This is a genomic window from Streptomyces sp. NPDC008092, assembly GCF_042957285.1.
Classification (GTDB): Bacteria; Actinomycetota; Actinomycetes; order Streptomycetales; family Streptomycetaceae; genus Streptomyces.
Genome location: NZ_JBIBHY010000007.1, coordinates 444,356 through 471,086, shown reverse-complemented (window position 1 = coordinate 471,086; position 26,731 = coordinate 444,356). Strand labels below are relative to the sequence as shown.

General features: G+C 71.9%; 23 protein-coding genes. 7 read left to right on the top strand and 16 right to left on the bottom strand.

Features of this window, described 5'->3' with window-relative positions; genetic code table 11:
- Window positions 1-7: 7 nt before the first annotated feature.
- Window positions 8-2,107, bottom strand: a complete 2,100-nt coding sequence (locus ACFZB3_RS25110; RefSeq protein ID WP_391378655.1) for a SpoIIE family protein phosphatase — start codon at window positions 2,105-2,107, stop codon at window positions 8-10.
- Between the two features lie 157 nt (window positions 2,108-2,264).
- Here ACFZB3_RS25110 and ACFZB3_RS25105 point away from each other — a divergent pair, with 157 nt between their 5' ends.
- A complete protein-coding gene (locus ACFZB3_RS25105; protein WP_391378653.1) occupies window positions 2,265-3,686 on the top strand; it encodes a lipase maturation factor family protein in 1,422 nt (473 codons plus the stop codon).
- Here the strand turns inward: ACFZB3_RS25105 and ACFZB3_RS25100 are convergent.
- Genes ACFZB3_RS25100 through ACFZB3_RS25065 form a run of 8 tightly spaced genes read right to left on the bottom strand, consistent with a single transcriptional unit; the run spans window position 3,674 to window position 11,528 of the window.
- Window positions 3,674-4,504 carry an amidohydrolase family protein gene (locus tag ACFZB3_RS25100; RefSeq protein WP_391378651.1) on the bottom strand — a complete coding sequence of 277 codons (831 nt, stop codon included), beginning with the start codon at window positions 4,502-4,504 and terminating at the stop codon, window positions 3,674-3,676. The genes ACFZB3_RS25105 and ACFZB3_RS25100 overlap by 13 nt on opposite strands.
- A complete protein-coding gene (locus ACFZB3_RS25095) occupies window positions 4,501-4,815 on the bottom strand; it encodes an L-rhamnose mutarotase (protein WP_391378648.1) in 315 nt (104 codons plus the stop codon). Before ACFZB3_RS25095 ends, ACFZB3_RS25100 begins: the two co-directional genes overlap by 4 nt.
- Window positions 4,812-5,798, bottom strand: coding sequence for an aldo/keto reductase (locus ACFZB3_RS25090; RefSeq protein ID WP_391378647.1), 987 nt, complete (start codon window positions 5,796-5,798; stop codon window positions 4,812-4,814). The genes ACFZB3_RS25095 and ACFZB3_RS25090 overlap by 4 nt, the downstream gene beginning before the upstream one ends.
- Window positions 5,795-6,550 carry an SDR family oxidoreductase gene (locus ACFZB3_RS25085; protein WP_391378645.1) on the bottom strand — a complete coding sequence of 252 codons (756 nt, stop codon included), beginning with the start codon at window positions 6,548-6,550 and terminating at the stop codon, window positions 5,795-5,797. The genes ACFZB3_RS25090 and ACFZB3_RS25085 overlap by 4 nt, the downstream gene beginning before the upstream one ends.
- Window positions 6,547-7,887 (bottom strand): enolase C-terminal domain-like protein, encoded by a 1,341-nt coding sequence (locus tag ACFZB3_RS25080; RefSeq protein WP_391378644.1) that lies wholly within the window; start codon window positions 7,885-7,887, stop codon window positions 6,547-6,549. The genes ACFZB3_RS25085 and ACFZB3_RS25080 overlap by 4 nt, the downstream gene beginning before the upstream one ends.
- Window positions 7,888-7,928: 41 nt before the next feature.
- Window positions 7,929-8,954 carry an ABC transporter permease gene (locus ACFZB3_RS25075; protein ID WP_391378642.1) on the bottom strand — a complete coding sequence of 342 codons (1,026 nt, stop codon included), beginning with the start codon at window positions 8,952-8,954 and terminating at the stop codon, window positions 7,929-7,931.
- Entirely contained in the window at window positions 8,947-10,461 is a 1,515-nt protein-coding gene (locus tag ACFZB3_RS25070) for an ATP-binding cassette domain-containing protein (RefSeq protein WP_391378640.1), read from the bottom strand. The genes ACFZB3_RS25075 and ACFZB3_RS25070 overlap by 8 nt, the downstream gene beginning before the upstream one ends.
- On the bottom strand, window positions 10,458-11,528 hold the full coding sequence (locus tag ACFZB3_RS25065) for a substrate-binding domain-containing protein (protein WP_391378638.1): 1,071 nt from the start codon (window positions 11,526-11,528) through the stop codon (window positions 10,458-10,460). Before ACFZB3_RS25065 ends, ACFZB3_RS25070 begins: the two co-directional genes overlap by 4 nt.
- Before the next feature lie 175 nt (window positions 11,529-11,703).
- On the opposite strand from ACFZB3_RS25065, the gene ACFZB3_RS25060 reads away from it, so the two are divergent.
- From ACFZB3_RS25060 to ACFZB3_RS25040, 5 genes are all read left to right on the top strand, one after another.
- Complete coding sequence (locus ACFZB3_RS25060; protein ID WP_391378636.1) at window positions 11,704-12,405, top strand: FCD domain-containing protein; 702 nt, start codon at window positions 11,704-11,706, stop codon at window positions 12,403-12,405.
- A 203-nt stretch (window positions 12,406-12,608) separates the two neighbouring features.
- The gene (locus ACFZB3_RS25055) at window positions 12,609-13,724 is read left to right on the top strand and encodes an alcohol dehydrogenase catalytic domain-containing protein (protein ID WP_391378634.1); all 1,116 of its coding nucleotides are present in this window, start codon (window positions 12,609-12,611) and stop codon (window positions 13,722-13,724) included.
- A gap of 166 nt (window positions 13,725-13,890) precedes the next feature.
- Entirely contained in the window at window positions 13,891-14,040 is a 150-nt protein-coding gene (locus ACFZB3_RS25050) for a hypothetical protein (RefSeq protein WP_391378632.1), read from the top strand.
- A gap of 90 nt (window positions 14,041-14,130) precedes the next feature.
- Entirely contained in the window at window positions 14,131-15,111 is a 981-nt protein-coding gene (locus ACFZB3_RS25045; RefSeq protein ID WP_391378630.1) for a macro domain-containing protein, read from the top strand.
- 74 nt (window positions 15,112-15,185) lie between these two features.
- On the top strand, window positions 15,186-15,317 hold the full coding sequence (locus ACFZB3_RS25040; RefSeq protein WP_391378628.1) for a hypothetical protein: 132 nt from the start codon (window positions 15,186-15,188) through the stop codon (window positions 15,315-15,317).
- Here ACFZB3_RS25040 and ACFZB3_RS25035 read toward each other — a convergent pair.
- Window positions 15,287-16,213 carry a helix-turn-helix domain-containing protein gene (locus ACFZB3_RS25035; protein ID WP_391378884.1) on the bottom strand — a complete coding sequence of 309 codons (927 nt, stop codon included), beginning with the start codon at window positions 16,211-16,213 and terminating at the stop codon, window positions 15,287-15,289. The two genes, ACFZB3_RS25040 and ACFZB3_RS25035, sit on opposite strands and share 31 nt — an antisense overlap.
- A 38-nt stretch (window positions 16,214-16,251) precedes the next feature.
- On the opposite strand from ACFZB3_RS25035, the gene ACFZB3_RS25030 reads away from it, so the two are divergent.
- Window positions 16,252-17,118: an NAD-dependent protein deacetylase of SIR2 family gene (locus tag ACFZB3_RS25030; RefSeq protein WP_391378627.1), complete on the top strand. Its 867-nt coding sequence runs from the start codon at window positions 16,252-16,254 to the stop codon at window positions 17,116-17,118.
- Window positions 17,119-17,206: 88 nt separating this feature from the next.
- Here ACFZB3_RS25030 and ACFZB3_RS25025 read toward each other — a convergent pair whose 3' ends face one another.
- Genes ACFZB3_RS25025 through ACFZB3_RS25000 form a run of 6 tightly spaced genes read right to left on the bottom strand, consistent with a single transcriptional unit; the run spans window position 17,207 to window position 26,613 of the window.
- Complete coding sequence (locus ACFZB3_RS25025) at window positions 17,207-20,218, bottom strand: glycoside hydrolase family 38 C-terminal domain-containing protein (protein ID WP_391378623.1); 3,012 nt, start codon at window positions 20,216-20,218, stop codon at window positions 17,207-17,209.
- Window positions 20,219-20,246: 28 nt separating this feature from the next.
- Window positions 20,247-22,256 (bottom strand): endo-beta-N-acetylglucosaminidase, encoded by a 2,010-nt coding sequence (locus tag ACFZB3_RS25020; RefSeq protein WP_391378620.1) that lies wholly within the window; start codon window positions 22,254-22,256, stop codon window positions 20,247-20,249.
- Entirely contained in the window at window positions 22,253-23,500 is a 1,248-nt protein-coding gene (locus ACFZB3_RS25015) for a glycosyl hydrolase (protein WP_391378618.1), read from the bottom strand. The genes ACFZB3_RS25020 and ACFZB3_RS25015 overlap by 4 nt, the downstream gene beginning before the upstream one ends.
- Window positions 23,501-23,529: 29 nt before the next feature.
- Window positions 23,530-24,429 (bottom strand): ABC transporter permease subunit, encoded by a 900-nt coding sequence (locus ACFZB3_RS25010; RefSeq protein WP_391378616.1) that lies wholly within the window; start codon window positions 24,427-24,429, stop codon window positions 23,530-23,532.
- Window positions 24,426-25,313: an ABC transporter permease subunit gene (locus tag ACFZB3_RS25005; protein ID WP_391378613.1), complete on the bottom strand. Its 888-nt coding sequence runs from the start codon at window positions 25,311-25,313 to the stop codon at window positions 24,426-24,428. Before ACFZB3_RS25005 ends, ACFZB3_RS25010 begins: the two co-directional genes overlap by 4 nt.
- A gap of 7 nt (window positions 25,314-25,320) precedes the next feature.
- Window positions 25,321-26,613: an extracellular solute-binding protein gene (locus ACFZB3_RS25000; RefSeq protein WP_391378611.1), complete on the bottom strand. Its 1,293-nt coding sequence runs from the start codon at window positions 26,611-26,613 to the stop codon at window positions 25,321-25,323.
- Between the last annotated feature and the right edge of the window lie 118 nt (window positions 26,614-26,731).

The window sequence follows — 26,731 nt, the reverse complement described above, 5'->3', positions numbered from 1 at the left end:
CCAGGGATCAGGTCTCGTCCGGTTTCTCCGGCATGCGGAACTCGCACCAGACCGCCTTGCCGCCGCCGCGGGCCTCCACGCCCCACACGTCGGCGATCTCGTCGACGAGCAGCAGGCCCCGCCCGGAGACCCCGTCCGCGCCCGCCTCGCGGCGGCGTGGCAGGGCACTGGAGGAGTCCTCGACCTCGACGCGGAGCCGGCGGTCGCTGCCGCCGAGGACCCTCAGGGTGACGATCGCGGAGCCCTCGGTGTGCATCAGCGCGTTGGTGATCAGCTCGTCGGCGACCAGTTCGATCTCGTCGGCGCGGTCCCCGGCGCCCCAGGCGCGGACGGCGGCGCGGACCATGTGCCGGGCCAGGGCGAGCGCCTCCGGGTCGCCGGAGGCCACGTGCTGCTGGAGGCGGCCGACGGCCTGCGCGGTGTCGGAGCCGCGGCGGCGCAGCAGGAGCAGGGCCACGTCGTCGTCGCCGCCCCGTTCGTCGGCGATCTCGATCAGCAGGTCGGCGAGGTCACGCACGTCCTCCGGCCCCTTGGCGACCTGCTCGGCCAGGGCCCGCATGCCGTCCCCGAGGTCGGCGCCGGGCTGTTCGACGAGCCCGTCGGTGCACAGCAGCAGTGTCTCGCCGGGGTCGAGCTCCAGGGTGGAGACCGGGTACTCCAGGCTCTGGAACTCGGCGGACAGGCCGAGTGGCAGCCCGCCCTCGACCGGGACCCGGCGGCAGTCGCCGTCGGCGGCGCGGACCAGGGGGTCGATGTGCCCGGCACGGACCACCTGGACGACGCCGGTGGCCAGGTCGGCCTCGGCGTACAGGCAGGTGGCGAAGCGGTCGGTGTCGAGCTCGTCGAGGAAGACGGAGGCGCGGGCCATCACGGTGGCCGGGGCGTGGCCCTCGGCGGCGTAGGCGCGCAGCACGATGCGCAGCTGGCCCATGACGGCCGCCGCGTGCGTGTCGTGGCCCTGGACGTCGCCGATGACCGCGCCGACCCGGCCGCCGGGCAGCGGGATGAGGTCGTACCAGTCGCCGCCGATGTCCCGGCCCAGGGAGCCGCCGGCGGCCGCGGAGCGGTAGCGGACGGCGACGTCGGCCCCGGGCACGCTGGGGATGGTGCGCGGCAGCATGGCCTGCTGGAGGCCCTGGGCGAGGTCCTTCTCCTGCTCGAAGAGCATGGCCCGCTGCAGGCTCTGCGCGATGCTGCTGCCGAGGGCGACCAGGACGGCGCGTTCCTCGCTGGAGAAGCCGAGCCGGTCGTTGTAGAGCAGGCCCATGGCGCCGATCGGGCGGGCCTGGGCGATCAGGGGCAGGTAGGCGGCCGAGGTGATGTGCAGGTCGGTGATGTGCGGCCACAGTATCGGGTAGCCCTCGGCGAACTCCTCCGGCGACTCGATGAAGCACGGGCTGAGGGTCCGCACCACCTCGCCCATGGGGTACGGCTCGTCTATCCGGGTGATCCGGGTGCCGGGCACGAAGCTGCCGTCCGGTCCCTCGGCGACCAGCCGGATCCGGCCGGCCTCGACCAGGCCCATGACCAGGCTGGTGGCGCCCAGGTTGGGGATGCCCTGGGTGTCCTTGAGGACGTCGATGACCTCCTGGACGCTGCTGGCGTGCGCGAGGGCTGCGGTGACCACCTGGACGACGCCGGTCTGCCGGCGCAGTGCCTGCCCCTGGGCGTCCCGCAGGTTGCGGGCCTCACTGTCCTCCAGCTCGTGGGTGGCGTCCCGGACGATCCCGACGACCCGGCGCGGGCGGCCCGTCTCGTCGCGCCGGATGTAGCCCTGGGTGTGGGTCCAGCGCGGAGTGCCGTCGCGGCGCCGGATGCGGAAGTACGTCCCGTAGTTCTCGCTGCCGTCCTTGATGGCCTGCGACACCACCGCGTCCAGCCTGCTGGACTCGGCCGGGGGCACCCGGACGGCGAGGGACTCGGGGCGGCCGTCGTACTCCTCGGGGGTCAGGTCGAACACCTCGTACGCCTGGGTGTCCATGTGGAACAGGCCGGCGTCGAGGTCCCAGTCGAAGGTGCCCATGTGGTTGAGCGCCAGGATCGGGTGGTCCAGATGGGCGGGCCAGTCGTCCGGGAGTGACGGAGCGCTCGCTCCCCGGTCAGCCATGGGGCCACCATGCCAGGGGAACCCCTTGCGGGCAATTCCTCCCCTATTGTCTGCTTCACTCGCTCGGGTTACGCAAGCGGGGATGCGCGGTACACAGGGTGACAGGCCCCTGCCGGTCCGGGGGCGGGACACTGGAGAGAGGCAGGAGCGCACGGCCGTGGACTGGTTCACCGACCCCGGGTACTGGGTGAGCCGGCTGGTCTTCCAGCGGGCTCTGGCCGGTGTGTACCTCGTCGCGTTCCTGACGGCGGCGCTCCAGTTCCGGGCCCTGCTGGGCGAGCGCGGAATGCTGCCGATCCCGCGGTACGTCGCCCGCGTCCCCTTCCGGCGGGCGCCGAGCCTGTTCCAGCTGCGCTACTCGGACCGCCTCTTCGCGGGCTGCGCCTGGACGGGCTGCGCGGTGTCGGCGGCGCTGCTGGCGGGCGCGGACTCCGAACTCCCGCTGTGGGCCGGGATGGTGCTGTGGCTGGTCCCCTGGGCGCTGTACCTGTCCATCGTCAACGTCGGCCAGACCTGGTACGCGTTCGGCTGGGAGTCGCTGCTCCTGGAGACCGGTTTCCTGGCCGTCTTCCTGGGCAACGACGAGGTGGCCCCGCCGGTCGTCGTGCTCTTCCTGCTGCGCTGGATCCTGTTCCGGGTGGAGTTCGGGGCGGGCCTGATCAAGATGCGCGGGGACGCCTGCTGGCGCAAGCTGACCTGCCTGCACTACCACCACGAGACCCAGCCGATGCCGGGCCCGCTGAGCTGGTTCTTCCACCACCTGCCGGGGCCGGTGCACAAGGCCGAGGTGGCCGCGAACCACGTCACCCAGCTGCTGGTCCCCGTCCTGCTGTTCACCCCGCAGCCGATCGCGACGGCGGCCGCGTCCCTGATGATCCTCACCCAGCTGTGGCTGGTGGTCTCCGGCAACTTCTCCTGGCTGAACTGGATCACCGTCGTGCTGGCCCTGTCCGCCCTCCGCCTGCCCACGGACCGCACCGTCGCACCGCCCACCCCGCTCTGGTACGAGGTGGTCGTCCTCGCGGTAGCCGCGCTGCTCCTCTACCTGAGCTACCACCCGGTGCTGAACATGGTCTCCCGCCGCCAGGTCATGAACCGCTCCTTCGACCCGCTCCACCTGGTGAACACCTACGGCGCCTTCGGCAGCGTCAGCCGGATCCGGTACGAGGTGGTGGTCGAGGGCACCCTGGACGCCGTGCCGCACGAGGACGCGGACTGGCGGGAGTACGAGTTCAGGGGCAAGCCCGGCGATCCCCGGTACTGGCCGCGCCAGTTCGCGCCCTACCACCTCCGCCTGGACTGGCTGATGTGGTTCGCCGCCCTCTCCCCCGCGTACGCCGGCGACTGGTTCGGCGGCCTGGTGGAACGCCTCCTGGAGAACGACCGCGACACCCTGCGCCTGCTGCGCCGCTCCCCCTTCCCGCCCGACCGCCCCCCGCACTTCGTCCGCGCCCGCCTCTTCCGCTACCGCTACACCACCTGGCGGGAGCTCCGGGAGACGGGCGCGTGCTGGGAGCGGACGTACGTACGGGAGTTCCTGCCGCCGACGCGGCTGGCCGGGGCCGCTCAGAGGCCGTAGACGCGGGTGGCGGTGGCCTCGAAGACGGCAATGCGGTCGGCCGGTGCGATCAGCTCGGTCGCCGCCTCGAAGACTTCGCCGTAGCTCCCGGCCAGCACGCACACCGGCCAGTCCGAGCCGAACATCAGGCGGTCGGGGCCGAAGGCGTCCAGGACCGTGTCGGCGTACGGGCGCAGGTCGTCGACGGTCCAGGAGGCGGGGTCGGCCTCGGTGACCATGCCGGAGAGCTTGCAGACGGTGTGGGGGAGGGCGGCGAGGGCACGGACGGCGGAGGCCCAGGGTTCGCGGGTGCCGGCGGCGATGGGGGGCTTGCCCAGGTGGTCCAGGACGAAGGTGAGGTCCGGGTGGGTCTCGGCGGCCTTGACGGCGGCCGGGAGCTGGTGGGGCTGGACGATCAGGTCGTAGACCAGGCCGGCGTCGGCGAGCGCGGTCAGGCCCCGGCCGACGTCCGGGCGCAGCAGCCACTCCGGGTCGGGTTCGCCCTGGACCTGGTGGCGGATGCCCTTCAGGTAGGAGCCACCGGGGAGTTCGCCAAGGCGGGCGAGTTCCTCGGCGACGTCGGGGCGGGTGAGGTCGGTCCAGCCGACGACTCCGGCGATCAGGTCGTGGGCGTCGGCGAGGGCGAGGAACTCGGGGGTCTCCTCGGGGACCGTGATCGTCTGGACGAGGACCGTGCGGGTGACCCCGGCCGCCGCCGCCTCGGGTTCCAGGTCCTCGACGGTGAAGTTCCTTCGGAGCGGCTGGAGTTCGGGTCCGGCGATCCAGTCCTGGTCGCGTACCGAGAGGTCCCAGACGTGGTGGTGGGCGTCGATCGTCATGGCAGCTCCCATACGACGGGCAGGCCGGCCTGCGAGCCCGCCTCGGAGTAGTCGTGGACGACGTCGAGAAGGTCGGCCATCCGGGCCTGCCAGGCCACGTTGACCGGGAGCTTCTCCAGCTCGGCGAGGAGGCGGCCGTAGTCGGCGCAGTCCAGGACGTGGAACAGGTCGGTGCCGCTGCGCCAGATGGTCCAGGAGGTGGCGCCGGCGGCCCGGATGGCGTCGGTGAGTTCGGCGGGCACCTCGCGGTGGGCGGCCTCGTACTCGGGGACGCGGTCGGCCCGGACCCTGGTGTGCAGGGCGACTCTCATGGCCGGTCCTCCGCGGGTACGGGGACGTCGGCGGGCAGCAGGCCGGTGGCGTGCAGCTCCTGCCAGAAGGCGGCGGGGACGTGCGTGGCGAACTGCTTCGCCCCGTCCGTGATCTCGGCCGCCGAGCGGGCGCCGACCAGGACGCTCGCCACGGCCGGGTGGGCCGCGCAGAAGGCGAGGGCGGTGGCGCGCAGGGTGGTGCCGTGTTCCTCCGCGAGCGCCTTGAGGCGCAGGGCGCGGGAGAGCAACTCGGCGGACACCTGAGCGTAGTTGTAGGTGGCGTCCGGCTTCGGGTCGGCCAGCAGGCCGGAGTTGAAGGCGCCGCCGATCACCACCGAGGTGCCGCGCTCCTCGGCGGCCGGGAGCAGGTCGGCGAGGGCGCTCTGGTCGAGGAGGGTGTAGCGGCCCGCGCACAGCACCACGTCGACGTCGGTGTCGCGGACGAACCGGGTGAGCATGGCCGTCTGGTTCATGCCGGCGCCGATCGCGCCCACGATCCCCTCGGCGCGGAGCTTCTCCAGGGCCGGGTAGCCCTCGTGGAAGGCCTGTTCGGCGTGGTCGTCGGGGTCGTGCAGGTAGACGACGTCGACCCGGTCGAGGCCGAGCCGCTCCAGGCTGGACTCCAGGGTGCGGCGGATGCCGTCCTCGGTGAAGTCCCAGACCCGGCGCAGGGTGTCGGGCACGGCGAAGCCGTGGGCGAGGTCGTCGCCGTCCCCTGGCCCCGGCTCCAGCCGGCGGCCGACCTTGGTGGAGAGGGTGTACGCGTCCCGGTCGTACTGGCGCAGGGCCGCGCCCAGCCGCCGCTCCGACAGCCCGAGGCCGTAGTGCGGGGCGGTGTCGAAGTAGCGGATGCCCTGCTGCCAGGCGGCGGTGACGGTCTCGTACGCCTGCTGGTCGGGGAGTTCGGTGTAGAGGTTGCCGATCACGGCGGCGCCGAGGCCCAGCGGGCCGACCCGGACGCCGCTGCGGCCGAGGGCGTTCACTGGCCCACCGGCCGCAGCCTGAGGCCCTGCATGCCGCCGTCGACGGCGAGGGAGGTGCCGGTGGTGGCGCCGGACAGCGGGCTCGCCAGGTAGGCGATGGCGCCGGCGACCTCGGCGGCCGAGACCAGCCGGCCGGCGGGCTGGCGGGCCTCCAGGGCGGCGCGCTCGGCGGCCGGGTCGGACGCCTTGTCGAGGAGCCGGCCGATCCACGGGGTGTCCGCCGTACCGGGGTTGACGCAGTTGACGCGGACGCCCTCGCGGACGTGGTCGGCGGCCATGGCCAGCGTCAGGGAGTACACGGCGCCCTTGGTGGCGCTGTACAGGGCGCGCTGCGGCAGGCCCGCGGTGGCGGCGATGGAGCAGGTGTTGACGATGGCCGCGTGCTCGGAGCGGCGCAGGTGCGGGAGGGCGGCGCGGGCGGCGCGGACCATGCCGAGGACGTTGACGTCGAAGACGCGGCGCCATTCGTCGTCGTCGTTGTCCTCGACCGTGCCCTGGGCGCCGATGCCGGCGTTGTTGACGAGGATGTCGAGGCCGCCGAGGGCCTCCACGGCGCTCTCCACGGCCGTCCGCACCGAGGTGTCGTCAGTGACGTCGGCCCGGAAGCCGAGCAGCGGCTTCTCGACGGCGGACGGGTCGAGGTCGAGGACGGCGACCTGGGCGCCGCGCTCGGCGAGGAGTTCGGCGGTGGCCCGCCCGATGCCGGAGGCGCCGCCGGTGACCAGGGCCCTCAGACCCTCGAAGTCGGTCATGCCGCCCGTCCCTTCTGCGTTTCGGGGTCGGCGGCCCAGAAGGTGCCGCCGGGATAGGTGTACTCCGCGACGGACTCCGGTCGCATGGCGGCCGAGAAGCCCGGTGCGGTGGGTGCCGTGTAGTGACCTTCGCGGATCACCACCGGGTCGAGGAAGTGGTCGTGCAGATGGTCGACGTACTCGATGACCCGGTCCTCGGTGGTGCCGGAGACGGCCAGGTAGTCGAACATCGAGAGGTGCTGGACGAGTTCGCACAGTCCGACGCCGCCCGCGTGCGGGCAGACCGGGACGCCGAACTTCGCGGCCAGCAGCAGGATGGCGAGGTTCTCGTTGACGCCGCCGACCCGGGCCGCGTCGATCTGGACGATGTCCAGGGCGCCCGCCTGGAGCAGCTGCTTGAAGACGATCCGGTTCTGGACGTGCTCGCCGGTGGCGACCTTGACCGGGGCGACGGCCCGGCGGACCGCCGCGTGGCCGAGGATGTCGTCGGGGCTGGTGGGCTCCTCGATCCAGTACGGGTCGAACCCGGCGAGGGCCTTGGTCCAGCGGATCGCCTCGTCGACGTTCCAGCGCTGGTTGGCGTCGATGGCCATCCGGATGTCCGGGCCGACGACCTGCCGGGCGACCCGGCAGCGCCGGATGTCGTCCTCCAGGTCGGCGCCGACCTTCAGCTTGATCTGCCGGAAGCCGTCGGCGACCGCCTGGGCGGCGAGCCGGGTGAGCTTCTCGTCGTCGTAGCCGAGCCAGCCCGCGGAGGTGGTGTAGGCGGGGAAGCCGCGATCGAGGAGGCGGGCCCGCCGTTCCTCGGCACCGTCCCGGCCCCGGCGCAGGATGGCGAGGGCGTCCTCCGGGGTGAGGGCGTCGGTGAGGTAGCGGAAGTCGATCTGGCGGACGATCCACTCGGGTTCGGCGTCGGCGAGCAGCTGCCACAGCGGCTTTCCGGCGCGGCGGGCGGCGAGGTCCCAGACGGCGTTGACCACCGCGCCGATCGCCATGTGCATCACGCCCTTCTCGGGACCGAGCCAGCGCAGCTGGCTGTCGCCGATCAGGTCCCGGTAGACGGATCCCGGGTCGTCGCAGATCTCGTCGACCGGGCGGCCGAGCACATGGTTCCGCAGCGCGTCGATCGCGGCGACCTGGACGTCGTTGCCCCGCCCGATGGTGAACGTGAACCCGTGCCCCTCGTGCCCGTCGCCCGCGTCGGTGCGCAGCACGACATAGGCCGCCGAGTAGTCGGGGTCCGGGTTCATCGCGTCGGAGCCGTCCAGCTCGCGCGAGGTGGGGAAGCGGATGTCGCGGGTGTCGACCGCGGTGACGCGGGCGGGGCTCGGGGACACGGATTGCCTTTCCGTCGGGGGGAGTGCGGGACGCGGGCCGGTCAGTCCTGGGCCCGTCCCGTGGTGACACGGGCGATCATGAGGGCGACGAGGATGATGCCGCCGTAGATGGCCTGGATCCAGAACGACGGCACCTGCGCCAGGGTGAGCAGGTTCTGCACCACACCCAGCAGGAGTACGCCGGTCAGGGCGCCGAACATGGTGCCCTTGCCGCCGTCCAGGCTGATGCCGCCGATCACCGCCGCCGCGAACACCGTGAAGATCATGTTGTTGCCCTGGTTGGCGCTGATCGCGCCCACGTACCCGGTCTGCATGATCCCGCCGACGGAGGCGAGGACCCCGGCCACCATGAACACCCCGAGCATCACCCGGTCGACGCGGATGCCGGCGGCCCGGGCCGCGTCGGCGTTGCCGCCGATGGCGTACAGGGCGCGGCCGACCCGGTGGTACTTCAGCACGAACCCGGTCACCGCGAAGGCGACCGCGGCCAGCCACACCGACATCGGGACGCTGAGGAAGGTGGAGGTGGCCAGGGTGAAGAAGCTGTCGGGCATCCCGAACAGGGTCTTGCCCTTGGTGGCGCCGACCAGCACACCGCGCAGCACGATCAGCATCGCGAGCGTCACGATGAACGCGTTGAGCTTGAACTTGACGACCAGGATCCCGTTGAAGGCGCCGACGGCCGCGCCGACGACCAGGATCGCCACCATGGCGAGGGCGGCCGGGAACTCCGTGCCCCAGCCGGACTCGGCCGACGGCAGCACCAGCAGGGCGCCGACGGCGGGCGCGATGCCGACGACCGACTCCAGGGAGAGGTCGAACTTGCCGGTGATCAGGACCAGCGACTCGGCGAGCACCACCATCGCGAGGGCGGCGGAGGCGCCGAGGATGGAGATCAGGTTGCGCTCGGTGAGGAACGAGTCGTTGACCACCGCGCCGAGCACCATCAGCAGCAACAGGGCCGGGACGAGGGCGAGTTCACGGGCCCGGCGCAGGATGACGGTACGGGCCGTGCGCGGGTCCGGGGAGCGCACCGGGGTGAGCGGCGGGGCCTTGGTCTCAGCCATGGTCCACTCCTTCGGGCATGGAGTCCACTCCTTCTATGGAGGCGATCAGCTCGTGGTCGTGCCAGCCGGCCGGGTGTTCGGCGACGATCCGGCCGTGGAAGAGGACGAGGACGCGGTCGCAGCGGCGCAGGTCGTCGAGTTCGTCGGAGACGACCAGTACGGCGGTGCCGTCCTCACGGGCGCTGTCCACGCGGGCCAGCAGGGACTCCTTGGACTTCACGTCGACGCCCGCGGTGGGGTTGACCAGGACGAGGAGCCGGGGGTCGGAGGCGAGCGCGCGGGCCATGACGACCTTCTGCGCGTTGCCGCCCGAGAGGTCGGAGACGGGCTGTTCGGGGCCCTCGGCGTGGATGTCGAGGCGTTCGATCAACGCGGTGGCGAGGCCGCGCTTGCGTTCCGTGCCGACGAACCCGCCGCGGCCGAGACGGTCGAGGACGGTCATGGTGGCGTTGTCGCCGATGCTCATGCCGGAGACCAGGCCCTGGTCGTGCCGGTCCCGGGGCACGAAACCGACACCGGCCTTCAGCGCGGCCCGCACGTCGCCGAACGGTAGCCGCGTCTCCTGCAGTTGGGCGGTCCCACCCGTCGGGGTCCGCAACCCGGCGATGGTCTCGGCGAGTTCGATCTTGCCGCTGCCGCTGGTGCCGGCGAGGCCGACGACCTCGCCGCTGCGGACGGTGAGGTCGATGCGGTCGTACGACTCGGAGGTGAGCCCGCTGGTGCTGAGCACGACAGGCGCCCCCGTGGCCACCGCGTCCCGCGGTCCCTGCGCCTGTCCGGTCACCGCCTCCCCCGCCATCGCCTCCACCAGGGCGGCCCTGGGCAGGTCGGCGACGGGGGCGGTGATGATCCAGCGGGCGTCGCGGAGCACGGTGACCGTCTGGCAGACCTCGTAGACCTCCTGGAGGTGGTGCGAGATGAACAGGAAGGTCACGCCCGAGTCCTGGAGCGCCCGCATCCGGCTGAACAGCCGCTCGATCTCCCGGTTGTCGAGCTGGGCGGTCGGCTCGTCGAGGACGATGAACCGGGCGCCGAAGCTCAACGCCCTTGCGATCTCCACCATCTGGCGGTCCTCGACCTTGAGGTCGGCGGTGCGCGCCTCGGGGTCGACCCGGACGTCCCAGGTGCCGAGGAGCGCGGCGGCTTCCCTGCGGAGCCGCCGCCAGCTGATGAAACCCCGGTGCAGGGGCTGCCGGTTGATGAAGAGGTTCTCGGCGACCGTCAGCTCCGGTACGACGGTCGGCTTCTGGTAGACGCAGGCGACCCTGCGCCGCCAGGCGTCCCGGTCGGCGAGCGGGGGCGCGGGTTCGCCGTCGAAGCGGACCGTGCCCTCGTCCGGGGCCTGCAGGCCGGTGAGGACGTTGACCAGGGTGGACTTGCCGGCGCCGTTGCGGCCGACGAGGGCGTGGGACTCGCCCGGCAGCACGGTGAGCCGGCCGTCGGCGAGGGCGACGGTGGGGCCGTACCGCTTGACGATGTCCCGGGCCTCAACGAGTGGCGTGATCATTTGACCGTGTTGCCCCACAGCTTCGGGTCGTCCACGTTGTCCTTGGTGACCAGGGGCGCGGGCAGTTGGTCCTCAAGGATCCCGCTCGACAGCTTGACGATCGTGGAGTCGTGGTCGGTCGGACCGGGCTTGAACGTCTTCCCCTCCATCGCCGCCTTGATGTAGTACATGCCGTACTTGGCGTAGGCGTCGGCGGGCTGGGAGACGGTCGCGTCGATCTCGCCCTTGCGGATGGCGTCGAACTCCTGCGGGATGCCGTCGTTGGAGACGATCACTATGTGCCCGCTCTGCCCGGCCGTCTTGAGCATGCCCTTGGACTTCAGGGTCTGCAGGGTCGGGGCGAGGTAGACGCCGCCGGCCTGCATGTAGATGCCCTTGATGTCGGGGTTGGCGTTGAGCAGGGTGCCCAGCTGGGCGGCGGCCGTGTCGGACTCCCACTTGGCGGGGATCTCCAGGACCTTGAGCTTCGGGTACTTCTTCTTCACGCAGGACCGGAACGCCTCGGAGCGGTCCCGGCCGTTGACCGAGGCCAGGTCGCCCATGATCTGCACGACCTTGCCGCTGGTGACGTGCTGGCCGAGGTAGTCGCAGGCCTTCTCGCCGTAGGCGACGTTGTCGGCGCGTACGACCATGGCGACCTTGCCCTTGTCGGGCGCGACGTCCACGGCGACCACCGGTACGCCCTTGCGTTCGGCCTGGTCGAGGCCCGCCTCGATGGCGGCACTGTCCAGCGGGGCCACGACCAGCCCCTTCACGCCCTGGTTCAGCTCGTTGTTGATGTCGGTGATCTGCTGCGAGGGGTCGCTGTTGGAGTTGACCGTCTTCAGCGTGTCCACGCCCTCGGTCTTCGCCATCTTGGGCACATAGTCGTTGTACGACTGCCAGAACGGCGAGGTCAGCAGGGGCAGGATCACCCCGACCTTGCCGGTGCCGCCGCCTCCGGCACTGCCGCTGCCGGTGTCCTTCGTGCTGCCGCAGGCGGCGAGCAGGAGGGAGGCTCCGACGGCCACGGCCGTCGCGGCGATGATCCGGGACCTGTTCCGCTTCCTCAGTGTTCTGCCGGGCATCTTGGCAGCTCCTCATCGAGCGTGTTCGAGCAGATGCCCGCATACTTATCAGACCACTCGGCGGATTCAACACCCCACGGACGCTTATTTTCCGTCGATGGACCGTCGAACGAGCCATAGTGGTCGGACCACCTCGCTGGTTAGACTTCGGCGCACCGGCGACAGGAGGAGCGGTGTGGACGAGACGGCACCACAGAAGGGCACGGTGACGCAGCGCGCCATCGAGCGGATCAAGGCGATGATCGCGGAGGGCCGGCTGGAGCCGGGGCAGCGGCTGCCGACGGAACGGGACCTCGCCGCCCAGCTGGGCATGTCCCGCAGCTCCATGCGCGAGGCGATCCGCGCGCTGACGGTCCTCGGCGTCCTGGAGGCCCGGCACGGCTCCGGCATCTACGTCACCCAGCTGGAGGCGGGTGACCTGCTGGAGACGTTCGGTGTCGTCGCCGACCTCTCTCGTGGGCCGCAGCTGGTGGAACTGCTGGAGGTGCGGCGGGTCCTGGAGTCGACGGCGACGGCGCTCGCCGCGGCGCGGATCACGCCCGACCAGCTGGCCGAGGTGGAGAAGCACCTCACGGCCATGAACGCGACGGACGATCCCGAGGAGATCCTCGCGCACGACCTCGCCTTCCACCGGGTGATCGCGGGCGCCGCGGGGAACGACACGATGGCCGCGATCCTGGAGGGGCTGTCGTCGCGGACGTTCCGGGCGCGGGTGTGGCGGGGCTACGAGGAGGAGGGGGCGTTCGCGCGGACCCGGCGGGAGCACGCGGCCATCCACCGGGCCCTCGTCGCCCGGGATCCGGAGGCGGCGCGGGCCGCGGCGGCCGCGCATGTGGGCGAGGTGGAGGAGTGGCTGCGGAGTCAGCTGGGCGCCTGAGCGGTCGTCCCGTGCGGTGCGGCCCGGCCGGCGTCCGCCGCTGCGGCCGGCCGGCCCCGGCCGCCCACGCTGTCTGATTCTGACCATAGGGCGTCACGTTTGCGTCAGCTCTTCCGCCGACCCGGCTCCTAGGTTGGGAGCGCGGCGCGGCACCCGGGGTGATCCGCCGCCTCCCACGCGGGCACCGGCAGGAAGGCGCGACCATGACCGAGACGCGAGCAGCGGTGGTCCATCCCGGCTCGGGGAGGTTCGTCTGGCAGCAGGTCCGGCTGGAGGACCCCCGGCCGGACGAGGTCCTCGTGCGGGTCGTGGCCGCGGGCATCTGCCATACCGACCTCGCCGTCCGGGACGAGAAGCTCCACACCCCGCTGCCCGCCGTCCTCGGCCACGAGGGGGCCGGCGTCGTGGCGGCCGTCGGCTCGGGCGTCACCCGGGTCGGCGTCGGTGACAAGGTGCTGCTCTCCTTCAGTTCCTGCGGCCGGTGCGGTGCCTGCGCGCACGGCCGTCCCGGCTACTGCGACACGTTCGTCCCGCGCAATTTCGGCGGTGCCCGGCCCGACGGCAGCACGCCGATCCGCGCCGCCGACGGCAGCCCGCTGGGCGGGCGCTTCTTCGGCCAGTCCTCCTTCGCCCGCCACTGCGTGGCCGACGAGCGCAGTGTCGTACCGGTCGAGGCCGCCGACGAGGACGAGTTGGCGCTGCTCGCCCCCATCGGCTGCGGTGTGCAGACCGGCGCGGGCGCCGTGCTCAACGAACTGCGACCCGGCCCAGGGGACACGGTCGCCGTCTTCGGCGCGGGGGCGGTGGGGCTGTCCGCGGTCATGGCGGCCGCGCTGACCCCGGCCGCCCGGGTCGTCGCCGTCGACATCGTGCCCTCGCGTCTCGCCCTCGCCCGGGAGCTGGGGGCGACCGATGTCGTCGACGGCGCGCAGGAGGACGTACCCGCCCGGCTGAAGGAGATCACGGCGGGGCGGGGCGTGACCCACGCGCTGGAGAGCAGCGGCGTTCCCGCTCTGCTGCGGCAGGCCACCGACTCGCTCGCCGTGCGGGGAACCGTGGCCGTGGTCGGGGCTCCGCCGCTCGGCACCGACGGCACCTTCGACGTCAACTTCCTGCTCAACGGCCGCATCGTCCGGGGTGTCACCGAGGGCGACAGCGACCTGCTGGGCTTCGTCCCGACCCTGGTCGGCCTGTACCGGGCGGGGCGCCTGCCCTACGACCGGATGATCCGCTTCTACCCGCCCGACGAGATCAACGACGCCGCCGCCGACGCGGTGAGCGGAGAAGTCGTCAAGCCGGTGCTGCGCATGCGCTCGTGACGGTGTCCGCCTCCCGTTCAGCGCATGTCGGTTTCTGACCATGAGAAGTCGGGATTTGAGCCGGAACGCCCGTTGACCACACCGTAGTTTGAACACACCGCTTCCGACTGCCGGTGGCGTCATCGGCAGGTCCGTCCCAGGCACCTCCTCGTTCAAGGAACCCCACATGCTGGATCGTCGCTCTCTTCTGCGCAGCACCGGTACGGCCACGCTCGGCGCGCCGGGCCCGACCGCGGTCACCGGCGTGCTGAAGGGCACGTTCACCGAGCCCCTGCCGGACAACCAGAGCTTCAACCAGCAGACCGGTCTGGCCTGATCCTCCCCCGGGCACCCGGCGCCCCCTTCGCCGAGCCCCTTCTCCGACATCCGTTCCGCAACTCCCCCGACCATCTCGCCGGAGCCTTCCATGGCCGACTCGCAGTTCCCGTCCCACGGCCTCGTCGCGCGCGGCGGCTCGCCCCGCGCACTGCCGCTGGCCGCCTACCGGGAGGCGATAGGCCTCGACGAGCCGTTCCGTCCGGCGGCGGCCCCGGCACCCGCCGACCTGCTGGACGACCACGTGCGCACCGTGCTGCGCCTGCTCGGCGGCGACCCGGCCGTGCCACGTCTCGGGGTGCGCGCCGGCTCCCCGCCCGATCCCGGCACGGCCGACGCGACCACCGCCCGGCAACTCCTGCGGGCCCTCCTCACGGTCCGTCCGCCCGGTCCGCTGCCCGGCGCCGCCGCCGGGCTGCTCGACGCCGTACTCGGTGCCGAACGCCGGCTGCGGCCCGCCGTCGCGGTGGCGCAACTCCCCTCGATCGGCGAGGAGTTCCCCCGTACCCGGTACCGGGCGGCGCCGCACACCGCGCTGTGGCGGGGCGACATCACCACGCTCGCGGCGGACGCGATCGTCAACGCCGCCAACAGCGCGCTGCTCGGCTGCTTCCGGCCGTTCCATCCCTGCATCGACAACGCCATCCACAGCGCCGCCGGACCCCGGCTGCGGGACGACTGCGCGACCGTCATGGCGCTCCAGGGCGCCGCCGAACCCACCGGAACCGCCAAGATCACCCGGGGCCATCACCTGCCCGCGCGTCACGTCCTGCACACCGTCGGCCCGATCACCGACGGCAGGCCCCGTACCGGGGACGCGGCGGCGCTGGCCGCCTCCTACCGGGCCTGCCTCGACCTCGCCGCCGAGGTGGGGACGGTCCGCACCCTGGCCTTCTGCGCCGTGAGCACCGGCGTCTTCGGATACCCCAAGGACGAGGCCGCCCTGGTCGCCCTGCGCACCGTCGCCGACTGGCTCGCCGCACACCCCGGACGGTTCGACCGGATCGTGTTCACCGTGTTCCGGGCCGACGACGAAACGGCCTACCGCAGAGCCCTCGGCACAGCCACCTGACCCCCGACCCGGTGGCCTCGGCACACCGAGGCCACCGTGCGCCTCCCGTACCCCCGTACCGAAGGAAACCCACCATGCCCGGCACCCGTGACACGCTGATCGACGGCAAGGACGTGTCCGCGTTCTCCAGCACCCGTTGGACGACCCTCGCGGCCCGGTACGCCCGGTACGCCCGCTACCCGTTCGGACCGCCCGTCGGCTCATGAGGAGCCTGGCGGCCGCGGACCGTGTCGCGGAAGTCGATCGGGGACCGGCCGACGCGATGCAGGAAGTACTTGCTGAACTGCGAGGGGTTCACGAAACCGAGCTGGTCCGAGATCTGGGCGGCGGTCCGGTCGCTGTGCGCCAGCAGCCGCTTGGCCTCCAGTACGACACGGCGGTCGACGAACTCCTTCGCGCTCAGCCCGGCGCCGTTCAGCGTGGCCCGGGCCAGCGTGCGTGCCGAATAGCCGAGGATCCGGGCGTAGTCCTCCACCCGCCGGGTGCGGGTGAAGTTGCGCTCGACGGCGTCACGGAAGCGGAGACAGATCTCGTCGGGCTCCGACGCCGGGCCGCCGGCCGGAACCGTCAGATGGGCCAGCCGCAGCACCAGCACCGCCAGCAGATGGCGCAGGACCGCCATGTACGCCTCCAGCGGCAGCTGCCCGAACGCCCGGAACTCGTGCCGCAGATGCTCGGCGGCCAGCTCCAGCGCCGGTGCGTCGCCGGTGCCCGGGGTGCAGACGACGGGCGCGTACGGGTCGTCGACCCGGGCGGCCGCCGCGGTGGCGGCGTCCAGCATGTCCTGCCGGAACAGGATCAGCGCGCCGTCCGCGTGCGTGAGGTCCCCCCACTGCTGCACCCGCCCGGGACGCACCCACAGCCAGGAACCCGGCCGCAGGGTGTGGTCCGTGAAGTCCACGGTCTGCCGGAGCTCGCCCGAGGTGAGGGTGAGCAGCTGGTGGAAGTCGGGGCGCTGGGGCCGGGCGAGGGCGGCCGGTGACACGCGGCCGCGCAGCTCGGCCAGCGACAGGACCTCGGCACCGGCGGGGGTGCCCGCGGGCGCGGCGAACGGAAGCTCGGGGATCTCCCGTGGGGCGGCGTGTCGCTTTTTGACCATCATCATCAGCCATCAGGCTAACCGGAAGGAACCGAGGAATCGTGAGTTCCACGACCAACACCCACACCTCCGCGCCGCAGGCGGTCGAGACGCTGCGTTCCTGGCTGGGCGAGGCCGACCGGGTCCTGGTCGCGGCGGGCGCCGGGCTCAGCGCGGCCGCCGGCTACGACTACGGGGACGCCGAGCGGTTCCGGGAGCTGCTGCCGGCGCTGCACCGGCTGGGACTGCGGTCGCGCTACCTGCTGGGCGTCCCGCTGCCGGCCGACATGATGTGGGGCTACTGGGCCGTCCACATCGACGACATCCGCCACGGTCCGGGCCCCAACGACCTCTACCAGCGGCTGCGGGCACTGGTCGGCGACCGCGACCACTGGGTCATGACGTCGAACGTCGACGCCCTCTTCGCCCGCAACGGTTTCGCCGCGGACCGCGTCTTCACTCCCCAGGGCGACTACGGCCGCCTCCAGTGCACGGTTCCCTGCACACGCGAGACCTGGCCCAGCAAGCCGTACTTCGACCGGATCCTCGCGGCGTACGACCGGGAGAGCGGGCGGGTGACCGACCCGGCCGCGCTGCCGCGCTGCCCTCGCTGCGGTGCCGCCGTCTTCCCCAATGTCCGGGTCGGCCCCGAATTCGTCGACGACGCCTACCTTCCCGCGGGGCAACGGCTGTCCGAGTGGCTCGGCGCGGTGCCCGCGGACAGCAGGCTGCTCGTCCTGGAGACGGGCGCGGGCTTCAACACCCCGGGCGTGATCCGGCTGCCGATGGAGAACCTGGTGCGCCGTATCCCGCGGGCCCGGCTGGTGCGGGTGAACCCCGACCATCCCGACGTGCCGTCCGACCTCGGCGACCGTGCGCTGTCCCTGCCCTGCGGAGCGGGCCCGGTCCTCGACGCGCTCCTCCCCTGAGCCGCGGGGCACGGCGGCACGGCAAGGAGAGCCCGGCGGGTCCGGAGCGCACGGCCGGCAGACCCCGCCGGCCGTGCGCTCCGTCGTCTCAGGCTCGCCGGAACCGCAGGGTCACCAGCTCGAAGGGCCGCAGCCGCAGCGACACCGCGTCACCCGCCCGGTCCGGGGCCGGTGCGTCCGACGGCCGCTCCAGCAGGTCGGTGACCATGACGTCCGCCGTCGCGAAACCCGCCGTCAGCGTGGCTCGGGCCCGGCCGCCGTGCGCCTCGTGAAAGCGGACCACCACGTCGCCGCTCCCGTCGTCCGCCAGCTTCACCGCCGTGACGACCACCGCGTCGTTGTCGACCGTCACCAGCGGAGCCACCTCCTGACCGCCCGTCACCCTGCGCTCGGGGAGATTGATCCGCCACCCCTCGCGGACCGCGTCCGCGATCCCCGCGCCGGGTACGAGTGCGTGCTGGAAGCGGTGGATGCCCTGGTCGGTCTCGGGGTCGGGGAAGCGGGGCGCGCGCAGCAGCGAGACCCGGACCGTGGTCGTCGTACCCCGGTCGCCGTCCGTGCGGACGCTGCGTGTGACGTCGTGGCCGTACGTCGAGTCGTTGACGACCGCCACGCCCCAGCCCGGCTCCTCCAGCTGGACGAAGCGGTGGTTGCAGGCCTCGAACTTGGCCGCCTCCCAGGAGGTGTTGGTGTGGGTCGGCCGGTGGAAGTGCCCGAACTGGGTCTCCGACGCGTACCGTTCGGCGTGCACGTCCAGGGGGAAGGCCAGCTTCAGGAACTTCTCCGTCTCGTGCCAGTCGACCTCCGTGTCGATGACCAGCCGGCGCTCCCCCGGCGGCAGGGACAGCACCTGGGTGACCCGGGACGAGCCGAAGGACCGCACGATCCGGACGCCCTCCGCGCCGGCCGTCAGTTCGTCGGCCCGGGTGAGGTCGGTGACCGCGTTGCGGTAGAAGGCGTCGACGTCCCAGGCGTCCCACATGTTCGGGAAGTCCGGGTGGAGCTGGAGCAGGTTGGCGGCCGCGCCAGGGGCGACGGTCTCGCGGCCGGCTTCGAGGTCGTAGGCGGACACGATGAGGCCGCGGGCGTCGATCTCGACGCGCAGGAGGCCGTTGGAGAGGACGTGCCCGCCCTCGGGCCGGTCCGACACGGTCGCCTCGCCGGACGGCTGCTCCTGCGCCGCGCCCCCGGCCGGGACGCCGCCCCGGCTGTGCGGTGCCGCGTTGAACAGCAGCGGCCGGTCGCCCTGCCCCGCCAGGGCCCGCTGGGCCGCGTCGATGATCCCGTCGAGTTCGGTCGCCAGCCGCTGGTAGGTGGCTCTTGCCTCCCGGTGCACCCAGGCGATCGACGAACCCGGCAGGATGTCGTGGAACTGGTGGAGCAGGACCGTCTTCCAGAGCCGGTCCAACTGCTCGTACGGGTAGGGGAATCCGGTGCGTACGGCGGCCGTCGCCGCCCACAGCTCGGCCTCGCGCAGCAGGTGTTCGCTGCGCCGGTTGCCCTGCTTGGTCTTCGCCTGGCTGGTGAGGGTGGCGCGGTGGAGTTCGAGGTACAGCTCGCCGACCCAGACGGGTGCGTCCGGGTATTCGGCCTCGGCCTTGTCGAAGAACTGCTCCGGGGTCTCCCAGACGACGGTCGGTGAGCCCTCCAGGTCGCGTACCCGGGCCGCCTTGGCGACCATCTCACGCGTCGTGCCGCCGCCTCCGTCGCCCCAGCCGGTGGGTGCGAGCGAGTGCCGGGCCCGGCCCTTGTCCCTGAAGTTGCGGGCCGCGTGGGCGAGTTCGCTGCCCTTCATGGAGCAGTTGTAGGTGTCGACGGGCGGGAAGTGGGTGAAGATCCGGGTGCCGTCGATGCCCTCCCACTGGAAGGTGTGGTGCGGGAACTTGTTCGTCTGGGACCAGGAGATCTTCTGGGTGAGCAGCCGGGTCGAGCCCGCGGCCCTGATGATCTGCGGGAGTCCGGCGGCGAAGCCGAAGGTGTCGGGCAGCCACGCCTCGTCGTTCTCGATGCCGAACTCGTCCAGGAAGAACCGCTTGCCGTGCACGAACTGACGGGCCATCGCCTCCGAGCCCGGCATGTTGGTGTCCGACTCCACCCACATCCCGCCGGCCGGCACGAACCGCCCGTCCGCGACCGCCTTCTTCACCCGCGCCCACACCTCGGGCCGGTGCTCCTTCACCCACGCCCACTGCTGGGCCTGGGACATGGCGAACACGAAGTCGGGCTCGTCCTCGATCAGGGCGGTCATGTTGGCCGTGGTGCGGGCCACCTTGCGGACCGTCTCGCGCAGCGGCCACAGCCACGCCGAGTCGATGTGCGCGTGCCCGACCGCGCTGATCCGGTGCGCGGAGGGCGCGGCGGGCGCGGCGAAGACCCCGCTGAGGCGTGCTCGGGCCTCGGCCGCCGTGCCGTTCACGTCCTGGAGGTCCACCGCGTCCAGGGCCCGCTCGACCGCGCGCAGGATCTCGTGGCGGCGCTGCGCGTCGGCGGGCAGCTCGGCCATCAGCTCGCCGAGCACCTCCAGGTCGGTCACCAGCCGCCACACGGTCTCGTCGAAGACGGCGAGGTCCATCCGGGTGAGCGTGTACTGCGGTTCGTGCCCGGCGGTGTCCTTGTCGCCGAGCCAGGTGGGCCGGAACGGGTGGTAGTCGAGGATGACGGGGTTGGAGGCGGCCTCGACGTGCAGCCGGACCTGTTCGCCGCCCTCGGCGGGGGCGCCGACGCGCACCCACTGGTTGCGCGGGTTGAGGCCCTTCACCGGGGTGCCGTCGGGCCGGTAGACCAGGCCCTCGCACTGGAAGCCGGGCATGTTCTCGTCGAAGCCGAGGTCCAGGATGGCCTCCACGGTCCGTCCGGCCCATTCCTCGGGGACGGTCCCGGTCACCCGGAACCAGCTGGTGCCCCACGGAGCACCCCACCGGGCGCCCACCGCGATCGGCTCGGGCTCGGCCGCGAGCCCCTCGTCGACCGGCACGGGCTCGCCGGGCGCATGCCACACCGCGACGTCGAGCGGCACGGACTCGGGATACACGGCGGGGCGGATGCGCTCGTCGAGGACGCGCCTGAGGCGGGCTTCGACCAGGCTGCGGTCGTCATGCATGTGGGGTGCTCCGTTTGTTGGTTACCGGTTACCAGGTGTGCGTGACGGTGACGGGATCCGACGAGGTGTACAGCTCCCCTACGGCACGCACTTCGAACCGTGCCGTCGCCTCGCCCTGCTCCGGCTGGAGGCCGGTCAGGAAATAGGCCCGCTGGCCGGTGGCGCCCAGGAAGCGCCGGGTGCCGTCGGGCAGCAGGCGGTGCAGGGTGTACTGCCGTGGGCTGTCCGGCGCGGCGTCCCAGGCGAGGCGCAGGTCTCCGCCGTCGGCCGCCGTGATCTGCGGGTTGGCGGGAGACCCGGGGCTGCTCGCCCCCTCCCGTACGGCGATGCCGCCGAGCCGCCACCCGACCGGCCCCGCGGTCGCCGTGAGGCGGACGCCGAGGGCGTGGACCGTGCCGGAGAGGCCGCTCAGCGGGACGGTCGCGGTCAACCAGCCGTCGCCCGAGTCCACCGGCAGATAGGTGTACGGCGGTGCCGCGCCGGCGGTGCCCGGCTCGGCGGTGGCGACGGCCAGCTCGACGTCCACGCCGCCGGCGTCGGTCCGGTACGTCAGCTCGACGACCGTCTGGGCCGTGACCGGGAGCCGGGCCGCGTAGAGGTCGAGTACCACGGGCTGGTCCAGGGCGCCGTTCACCAGCACGCTGCTGCCGCCCCGCCAGGCGTCCGCGAAGTCGAAGGTCACGGTCGGCCGGGTGCCGGACGTCCGGACCGCCCAGCGCCGGGACGGGAGCCGGTCCTGCAGGCCGAGGTGGTTCCAGGGCGTGTCCGAGGTGACCTCGCCGTCCTCGTACCAGCGCAGCCCGTGCCCGGTGTTGAAGACGCTCGCGAACGGGACCGCCGTCACCGTGGACCGGTCCGCCACGGACACGGCCGGCGCCCGCCAGGGGTCGGTGGCGTCCGGCTGGGACGGGTCCAGTGAGCGGCCGGTCCAGAAGCGGTCGTCGGCGGCGTGGAAGTCGCCGGGCGTGCGGCTCGCGGGCAGGTGGTTGCGGGTCCACTCGGGCCGGTAGAAGCCGACGGACGTGATGTGCGCCGAGCCGCTGGGCACCATCGCGTCCCAGTTCACGGAGGTGTTGGAGCCGTTGGACTCCACGTCGACCCCGGCCCACAACTCGTAGCGGCTGCGGCCGAGCTGGACCGCCTTCGTGCCCGAGGAGGCGAGGGTCGAGGCACTCCACCGGAAGTCGACGAACATGTCGTCGGCGGCCTGGAAGAACGACTGGTTCTGGCTGTTCAGCGCGCCCTGCCAGCTGACGGTGCCGTTGACGGTCATCGCGTCGTACCAGGTGACCCGCTGACCCCCTGCTGCCGCGAGGGACTTGAGTTCGGTGACGAAGCCGAGCATCGAGGTGCCGAGGGCGGTGTTGCCGCCGCCGGTCTCGGCGTTCACGAACCAGCCGTCGAAGCCGTAGGCGGCGGCGAGGGCGACGAGCTGGGCCGCGAGGGGGTAGTGCCCGGTGGAGTCCGTCTGGACCAGGTCGCGGGTCCACTGGAGCCGGCCGCCGTAGGCGGTGGGCGGCAGGAAGATGTTGCCGAGGACGGGCACGCCGTGCCGGTGGGCGGCGTCGACGATCGGCGCGTTCGGGGCGAGGATCAGCCCCTCGCCCGCCGAGCCGCCCCAGAAGACCAGTTCGTCGAGGTACGCCCAGTGGGTGAGGGCGTAGTAGTCGGCGGTGGCCGAGCCCTGGGAGGGGTTGCTGGAGGTCGGTCCGAAGGACACCAGGGCCTGGATGCGGGCCTGCCCGGAGCGGGCGGTGGTGTTGGCGGGGGTCGGGGTGAAGCGGGCGGCGAGCGGCACCGAGGCCGCGTTGAAGGCGAGGTCGGTGTCGCCGGCCGCGGTCCAGGTCTTCAGACTGCGCCAGGTGATGCCGGTGCCCGGGCTGCCGGAGGGGAACGAGTCCGGGTAGAAGTAGGACGCGTAGGGCGGAGTGGCCGTGGCGGCGGCCGCGCCGGCCTTCGGGGTCGCGGCCATGGCGGGGGTGGGCAATAAGGCCGCCGCGGTGGCGGCGACGAGCACGGTGCGTCTGCTGGGGTTCACGAGCGGGTGCCTCCTTGTGGGGTGGGGAGTACCTGGTCGGGAGTGACGACTTCGGTGATGCCGCGCGCGGTGAGATGGTCCCGGTCGGCGGCGCGGGTGTCGAGGACGGTGGTGGGGCGGGCGCCGTCGGCGGCGAGCCGGAACCAGGCGTCGAAGACGGGTCCGCCGGGGGCGCTCCGGGAGCGCAGCGCCGGGTCGGCGGGCACGACGAGTGCGGTGGAGCGCGGCCGCGCCGTCACGGGCTCGGCGGCCGCGAGGACGTGGGCGATGTCCTTGGGCTTGCGGTCGTTGGTCAACAGGCCCAGACCGTATTCGAGTTCGGGGAAGTCGGCGAGGTTCCGGCCGACGTCGTGCGAGCACCACCAGGTGATGCCCCACAGGTCGGGGCAGTCCAGTACGGCGGCGATGGTCGCCTCGGCGAAGGCGGCCGCGTGCTCGGCGGGGATCAGCGGTGCCGGCGCGCCCACCTCCTGGAGCCAGACGGGCCGGTGCGCTTCCTCGGCCCAGGCCTTGCTCAGCTCGACCAGGTACGCGGCGTGCTGCTCGGTCTGCGGGGCGGTGCGGCCGTGCCGCTGGGCGGTGCCGTCGAACACCCAGGAGTGCACGGCGGTGACCGCGCCGAGGCGGGCCGAGTGGGCCGGGGTGAACGGCTGGTCGTCCTGGTACCAGGCGGCGTCGTAGGAGGCGTGCAGGTGCAGCCGTCCGGGGGCGCCCTCGGCGCAGGCGGCCAGCAGCCGTACGAGCCACTGTTCCGCGTCCGCCTCGCTGACCCGGTCGGGGTCGGGGTGCGGTCCTGCGGCGAACTGGTTGACCTCGTTGCCGATGGTCATCCCGATGAAGTTGGGCCGGTCCGCGAGGGCCGCGGCGAGGGTGCGCAGGTAGGCTGCCTCGCCCTCGACGACCTGCGGGTCGGTGAAGAGGTTGCGCCGGTGCCAGGTGCGGGTCCAGGCGGGCAGGAAGTCGAAACTGCTCAGGTGCCCCTGCAGGCCGTCGACGTTGACGTCCAGGCCGCGCTCCGCGGCCGCGTCGGCGAGGGCGAGGAGCTGTTCGACGGCGCGCGGCCGGATCAGGGTGCGGTTGGGCTGGAAGTAGGGCCACAGCGGGAAGACCCGGATGTGGTCGAGTCCGAGCGCGGCGATCGAGTCGAGGTCGGCGCGTACCGAGTCGAGGTCGAAGTCGAGCCAGTGGTGGAACCACCCTTCGCTGGGGGTGTAGTTGACGCCGAGGCGCACGGCAGGAGGCATGCGTATTCCTTGCTGGCGATGGACGGGGGTCACCCCTTGACGGCTCCCTCGCCGACGCCCCGGAAGAAGTACCGCTGGAGGCAGGCGAACAGGGCGATGAGCGGGGCGACGGCGATCACGGTGCCGGCGGCGACGAGGCGTTCGTCGTTGGCGAAGGTGCCGTGCAGGTAGTTGAGGCCGATGGTGAGCGTGAACCGGGAGGGATCGCTGAGCACGATGAGGGGCCACAGGAAGTCGTCCCAGGCGCCCATGAAGGCGAAGATCGCGACGACCGCGACGGTGCCCTTGACCGACGGCAGGGCGATCCGCAGGAACCGCTGCCAGACGTTGGCGCCGTCGACGTAGGCCGCCTCCTCGATCTCGTAGGGCAGGTTGAGGAAGGCGTTGCGCATCAGCAGCACGTTCATGGCACCGATCGAGCCGGGCAGGACGACCCCGATCAGGGTGTTGTTGAGGCCGAGTTCGCGCATGGTGGTGAACTGGGCGATGATGATGCCCTCCACCGGGACGAGCATCGCGAGGATGAAGACCAGGGTGGCGACCCGCCGGCCCCGGTAGCGCAGCCGGGCCAGGGCGTACCCGGCGAGTGCCGAGCCGACGCAGTTGGTCACCACGCTCGCGCTCGCGACCTTCAGGGAGTTGAGGGCGTAGTCCCAGACGGGGATGGTGTCGGCGACCCGCCGGTAGTTGTGCAGGGTGGGGTGTTCGGGCACGAAACCGGGCGGCGAGCCGAAGATGTCCTCGGTCGGGCCCTTGAGCGAGGTGGAGAGCTGCCACAGGAACGGGCCGACGGTGAGGGCCAGGACGAGCAGCAGCAGGGCGTAGCGCAGGACCAGTTCGCCGATCCTGATGCGCCGGCCGTGTTCGTCGGTGACGCGCGCCTCCTTCGCCGGGGCCACGGTCCGCACGCGTTCCTCGGTGACGGTCATGTCCGCTCCCTCCGGTCGGCGCGCAGCACGAGGAGCATGAGCGCCACCGTCACCACGAAGACGACGACGGAGAGCGCCGAGGCGTAGCCGACCCGGCCGGTCAGTCCGGTGCCGGTCTGCTGGACGAGCATCACGAGGGTGGTGTCCTCGCCGGCCGGGCCGCCGTCCGGGCCTGCCAGCAGGTAGACCTCGGAGAACGTCTTGAAGGCGGCGACCGAGGAGAGCGCCGCGACCAGCACCATGGTGGAGCGGACGGCCGGCACGGTGACGGTGAGGAAGCGGCGGACCGCTCCGGCGCCGTCCACGGCGGCGGCCTCGTGCAGCTCGCGCGGCACGTTGGCGAGCGCCGCCAGATAGATGATCATGTAGTAGCCGAGGCCCTTCCAGACCGTGACGGCCATGGCGCTCAGCAGGAGCAGCCACTGGTCGCTCAGGAAGCCGACCCGGCCGATCCCGACGGTCTCCAGGAGCGAGTTGACGAGGCCGCGTTCGTCGAGCAGCCACACCCAGATGAGCCCGACCACCACGACCGAGGCGACGACCGGGGTGTAGAAGGCGGACCGGAAGAAGGTGATGCCGGGGATGTTCTTCTGCACCAGCAGGGCGAGCAGCAGCGGCAGGACGACGAGGGCGGGTACCACCCCGACGATGTACAGGGTGCTGTTGCGCAGGCCGGTCCAGAACATGTCGTCGTGGATGAGTTCACGGAAGTTGGCGAGGCCGACGAAGCGGCCCGGGATCAGGGTGCGGCGGTCAGTGAAGGAGTTGACCACCGTCGAGACGAACGGGTAGAGCACGAAGGCGCCGACGACCAGCAGCCCGGGGGCGGCGAACAGCCAGGGGCTGGTGGGCAGTTGGCGCCGCACGCGGGACACGTCGGCCATCGGGTCCTCAGCCCTCCTGCTGGAGCAGCCGGTCGCAGGCCTTGACAGCGTTGTCGAGGGCCGTCCTGGGGCTCTGCTTCCCCTGCAGCGTCCTGGCGACCTCGTTGCGCAGCGCGGTCTTCATCTGGTCGCTGAACAGCACGGGCGTGTAGTTGACCGCGTTCTTCAGCGACTTGGCGGCGGCGATGCGGACCCGGGTCTCGTCGGTGCCGTCCTCCTTGGTGAAGTACGGGTCGTCGAGGGAGCCGGCGGTGCTCGGGAAGATGGCGACCTTCTTGGCGAAGGACATCTGGTTCTGCGCGTCGGTCACGAAGTGCGCGAAGGCGACGGCGGCCGCCGTGTGTTTGGTCCGGGAGTTGACCATCACGCCCATCACGTACATGTTGACGTGCCCGGTGCTGGTGATCTGGTCGGTGATGCCGATGTTCTTGTACAGGTTCGGTGCCTGCTTCTTGAAGTTGTCGAGGTCGAGGGCGCTGCCGGGGTTCATGGCGACGGCCCCGGTGAGGAACTTCTTGCCGGTGGACTCGGGGGTCGCGGTCAGGGCCTGCGGGTCGAGCGCCTTGGCGTCGTACAGCTCCTTGTACTTGGTGAGCAGTTCGACGCCCTTGGCGTCGTTGAAGGCGAACCCGGTTCCTGCCTTGTTCATCAGCTGGGAGCCGTACCGCCCGAAGTCCTCGATCGTCGGGACGTTGGCGAGGGTGGCGACCTTGCCGCCGCTCTGCTGCGCCATCTTCAGGGCGTCGGCGAAGAGTTCGTCGTACGTCTTCGGCGGCTGCTCCGGATCGAGTCCGGCCTGTTCGAACAGCGTCTTGTTGTAGAAGAGCGGCCCGGTGTTCAGGTACCAGGGGAAGGCGTACGTCCCGCTCGTCCCCGGTATCTGGTGGCTGGCCCAAGCCCCCGCCAGGTACTCGGGCTTGTACTTGGCCGCCGCCTTGTCGAGGTCGAGGGCGAGGCCCGCCTTGGCGAGCGGGGCGACCAGGTCCGGGGAGACGTTGACGACGTCGGGGAGCGTGCCGCCGGCCGCGTCCGCGCTGATCTTGTCGGCGTAGCCCTCGGCCGGCTGGTCGATCCACTTCACATGGGTGCCGGGGTACTTCTTCTCGAAGTCCGAGACCAGGCCGTCGAAGTACGACTTGAAGTTGGCGCGCAGGTTCCAGGTCTGGAAGGTGATGTCGCCCTCGACCTTGCCCGAGGCGTCGGTGGAACCGCCGTCGTCCCCGCCGGAACCGCAGGCGCTCAGCGGCAGGGCGAGGACGGCGGCAGCGGCGAGCGCGAAGGCTCTGCGGGAGATACGCATGGTCCGTTGCTCCTTTGCAGCGGGGTCGGCCGGAGGTGCCGCGCCAGACCTTGCACGCCGTATTGGCACCACGTCAATGGATTCGGCGGAGCTAAAGTCATTAGTGGCTCAAATCCCC

Coding starts and splice junctions, on each gene's coding strand:
- ACFZB3_RS25110 (WP_391378655.1), bottom strand. CDS start 2,107: ATGGCTGACCGGGGAGCGAGCGCTCCGTCACTCCCGGACGACTGGCCC.
- ACFZB3_RS25100 (WP_391378651.1), bottom strand. CDS start 4,504: ATGACGATCGACGCCCACCACCACGTCTGGGACCTCTCGGTACGCGAC.
- ACFZB3_RS25095 (WP_391378648.1), bottom strand. CDS start 4,815: ATGAGAGTCGCCCTGCACACCAGGGTCCGGGCCGACCGCGTCCCCGAG.
- ACFZB3_RS25085 (WP_391378645.1), bottom strand. CDS start 6,550: ATGACCGACTTCGAGGGTCTGAGGGCCCTGGTCACCGGCGGCGCCTCC.
- ACFZB3_RS25075 (WP_391378642.1), bottom strand. CDS start 8,954: ATGGCTGAGACCAAGGCCCCGCCGCTCACCCCGGTGCGCTCCCCGGAC.
- ACFZB3_RS25070 (WP_391378640.1), bottom strand. CDS start 10,461: ATGATCACGCCACTCGTTGAGGCCCGGGACATCGTCAAGCGGTACGGC.
- ACFZB3_RS25065 (WP_391378638.1), bottom strand. CDS start 11,528: ATGCCCGGCAGAACACTGAGGAAGCGGAACAGGTCCCGGATCATCGCC.
- ACFZB3_RS25055 (WP_391378634.1), top strand. CDS start 12,609: ATGACCGAGACGCGAGCAGCGGTGGTCCATCCCGGCTCGGGGAGGTTC.
- ACFZB3_RS25050 (WP_391378632.1), top strand. CDS start 13,891: ATGCTGGATCGTCGCTCTCTTCTGCGCAGCACCGGTACGGCCACGCTC.
- ACFZB3_RS25045 (WP_391378630.1), top strand. CDS start 14,131: ATGGCCGACTCGCAGTTCCCGTCCCACGGCCTCGTCGCGCGCGGCGGC.
- ACFZB3_RS25040 (WP_391378628.1), top strand. CDS start 15,186: ATGCCCGGCACCCGTGACACGCTGATCGACGGCAAGGACGTGTCCGCG.
- ACFZB3_RS25035 (WP_391378884.1), bottom strand. CDS start 16,213: ATGATGGTCAAAAAGCGACACGCCGCCCCACGGGAGATCCCCGAGCTT.
- ACFZB3_RS25025 (WP_391378623.1), bottom strand. CDS start 20,218: ATGCATGACGACCGCAGCCTGGTCGAAGCCCGCCTCAGGCGCGTCCTC.
- ACFZB3_RS25015 (WP_391378618.1), bottom strand. CDS start 23,500: ATGCCTCCTGCCGTGCGCCTCGGCGTCAACTACACCCCCAGCGAAGGG.
- ACFZB3_RS25010 (WP_391378616.1), bottom strand. CDS start 24,429: ATGACCGTCACCGAGGAACGCGTGCGGACCGTGGCCCCGGCGAAGGAG.
- ACFZB3_RS25005 (WP_391378613.1), bottom strand. CDS start 25,313: ATGGCCGACGTGTCCCGCGTGCGGCGCCAACTGCCCACCAGCCCCTGG.
- ACFZB3_RS25000 (WP_391378611.1), bottom strand. CDS start 26,613: ATGCGTATCTCCCGCAGAGCCTTCGCGCTCGCCGCTGCCGCCGTCCTC.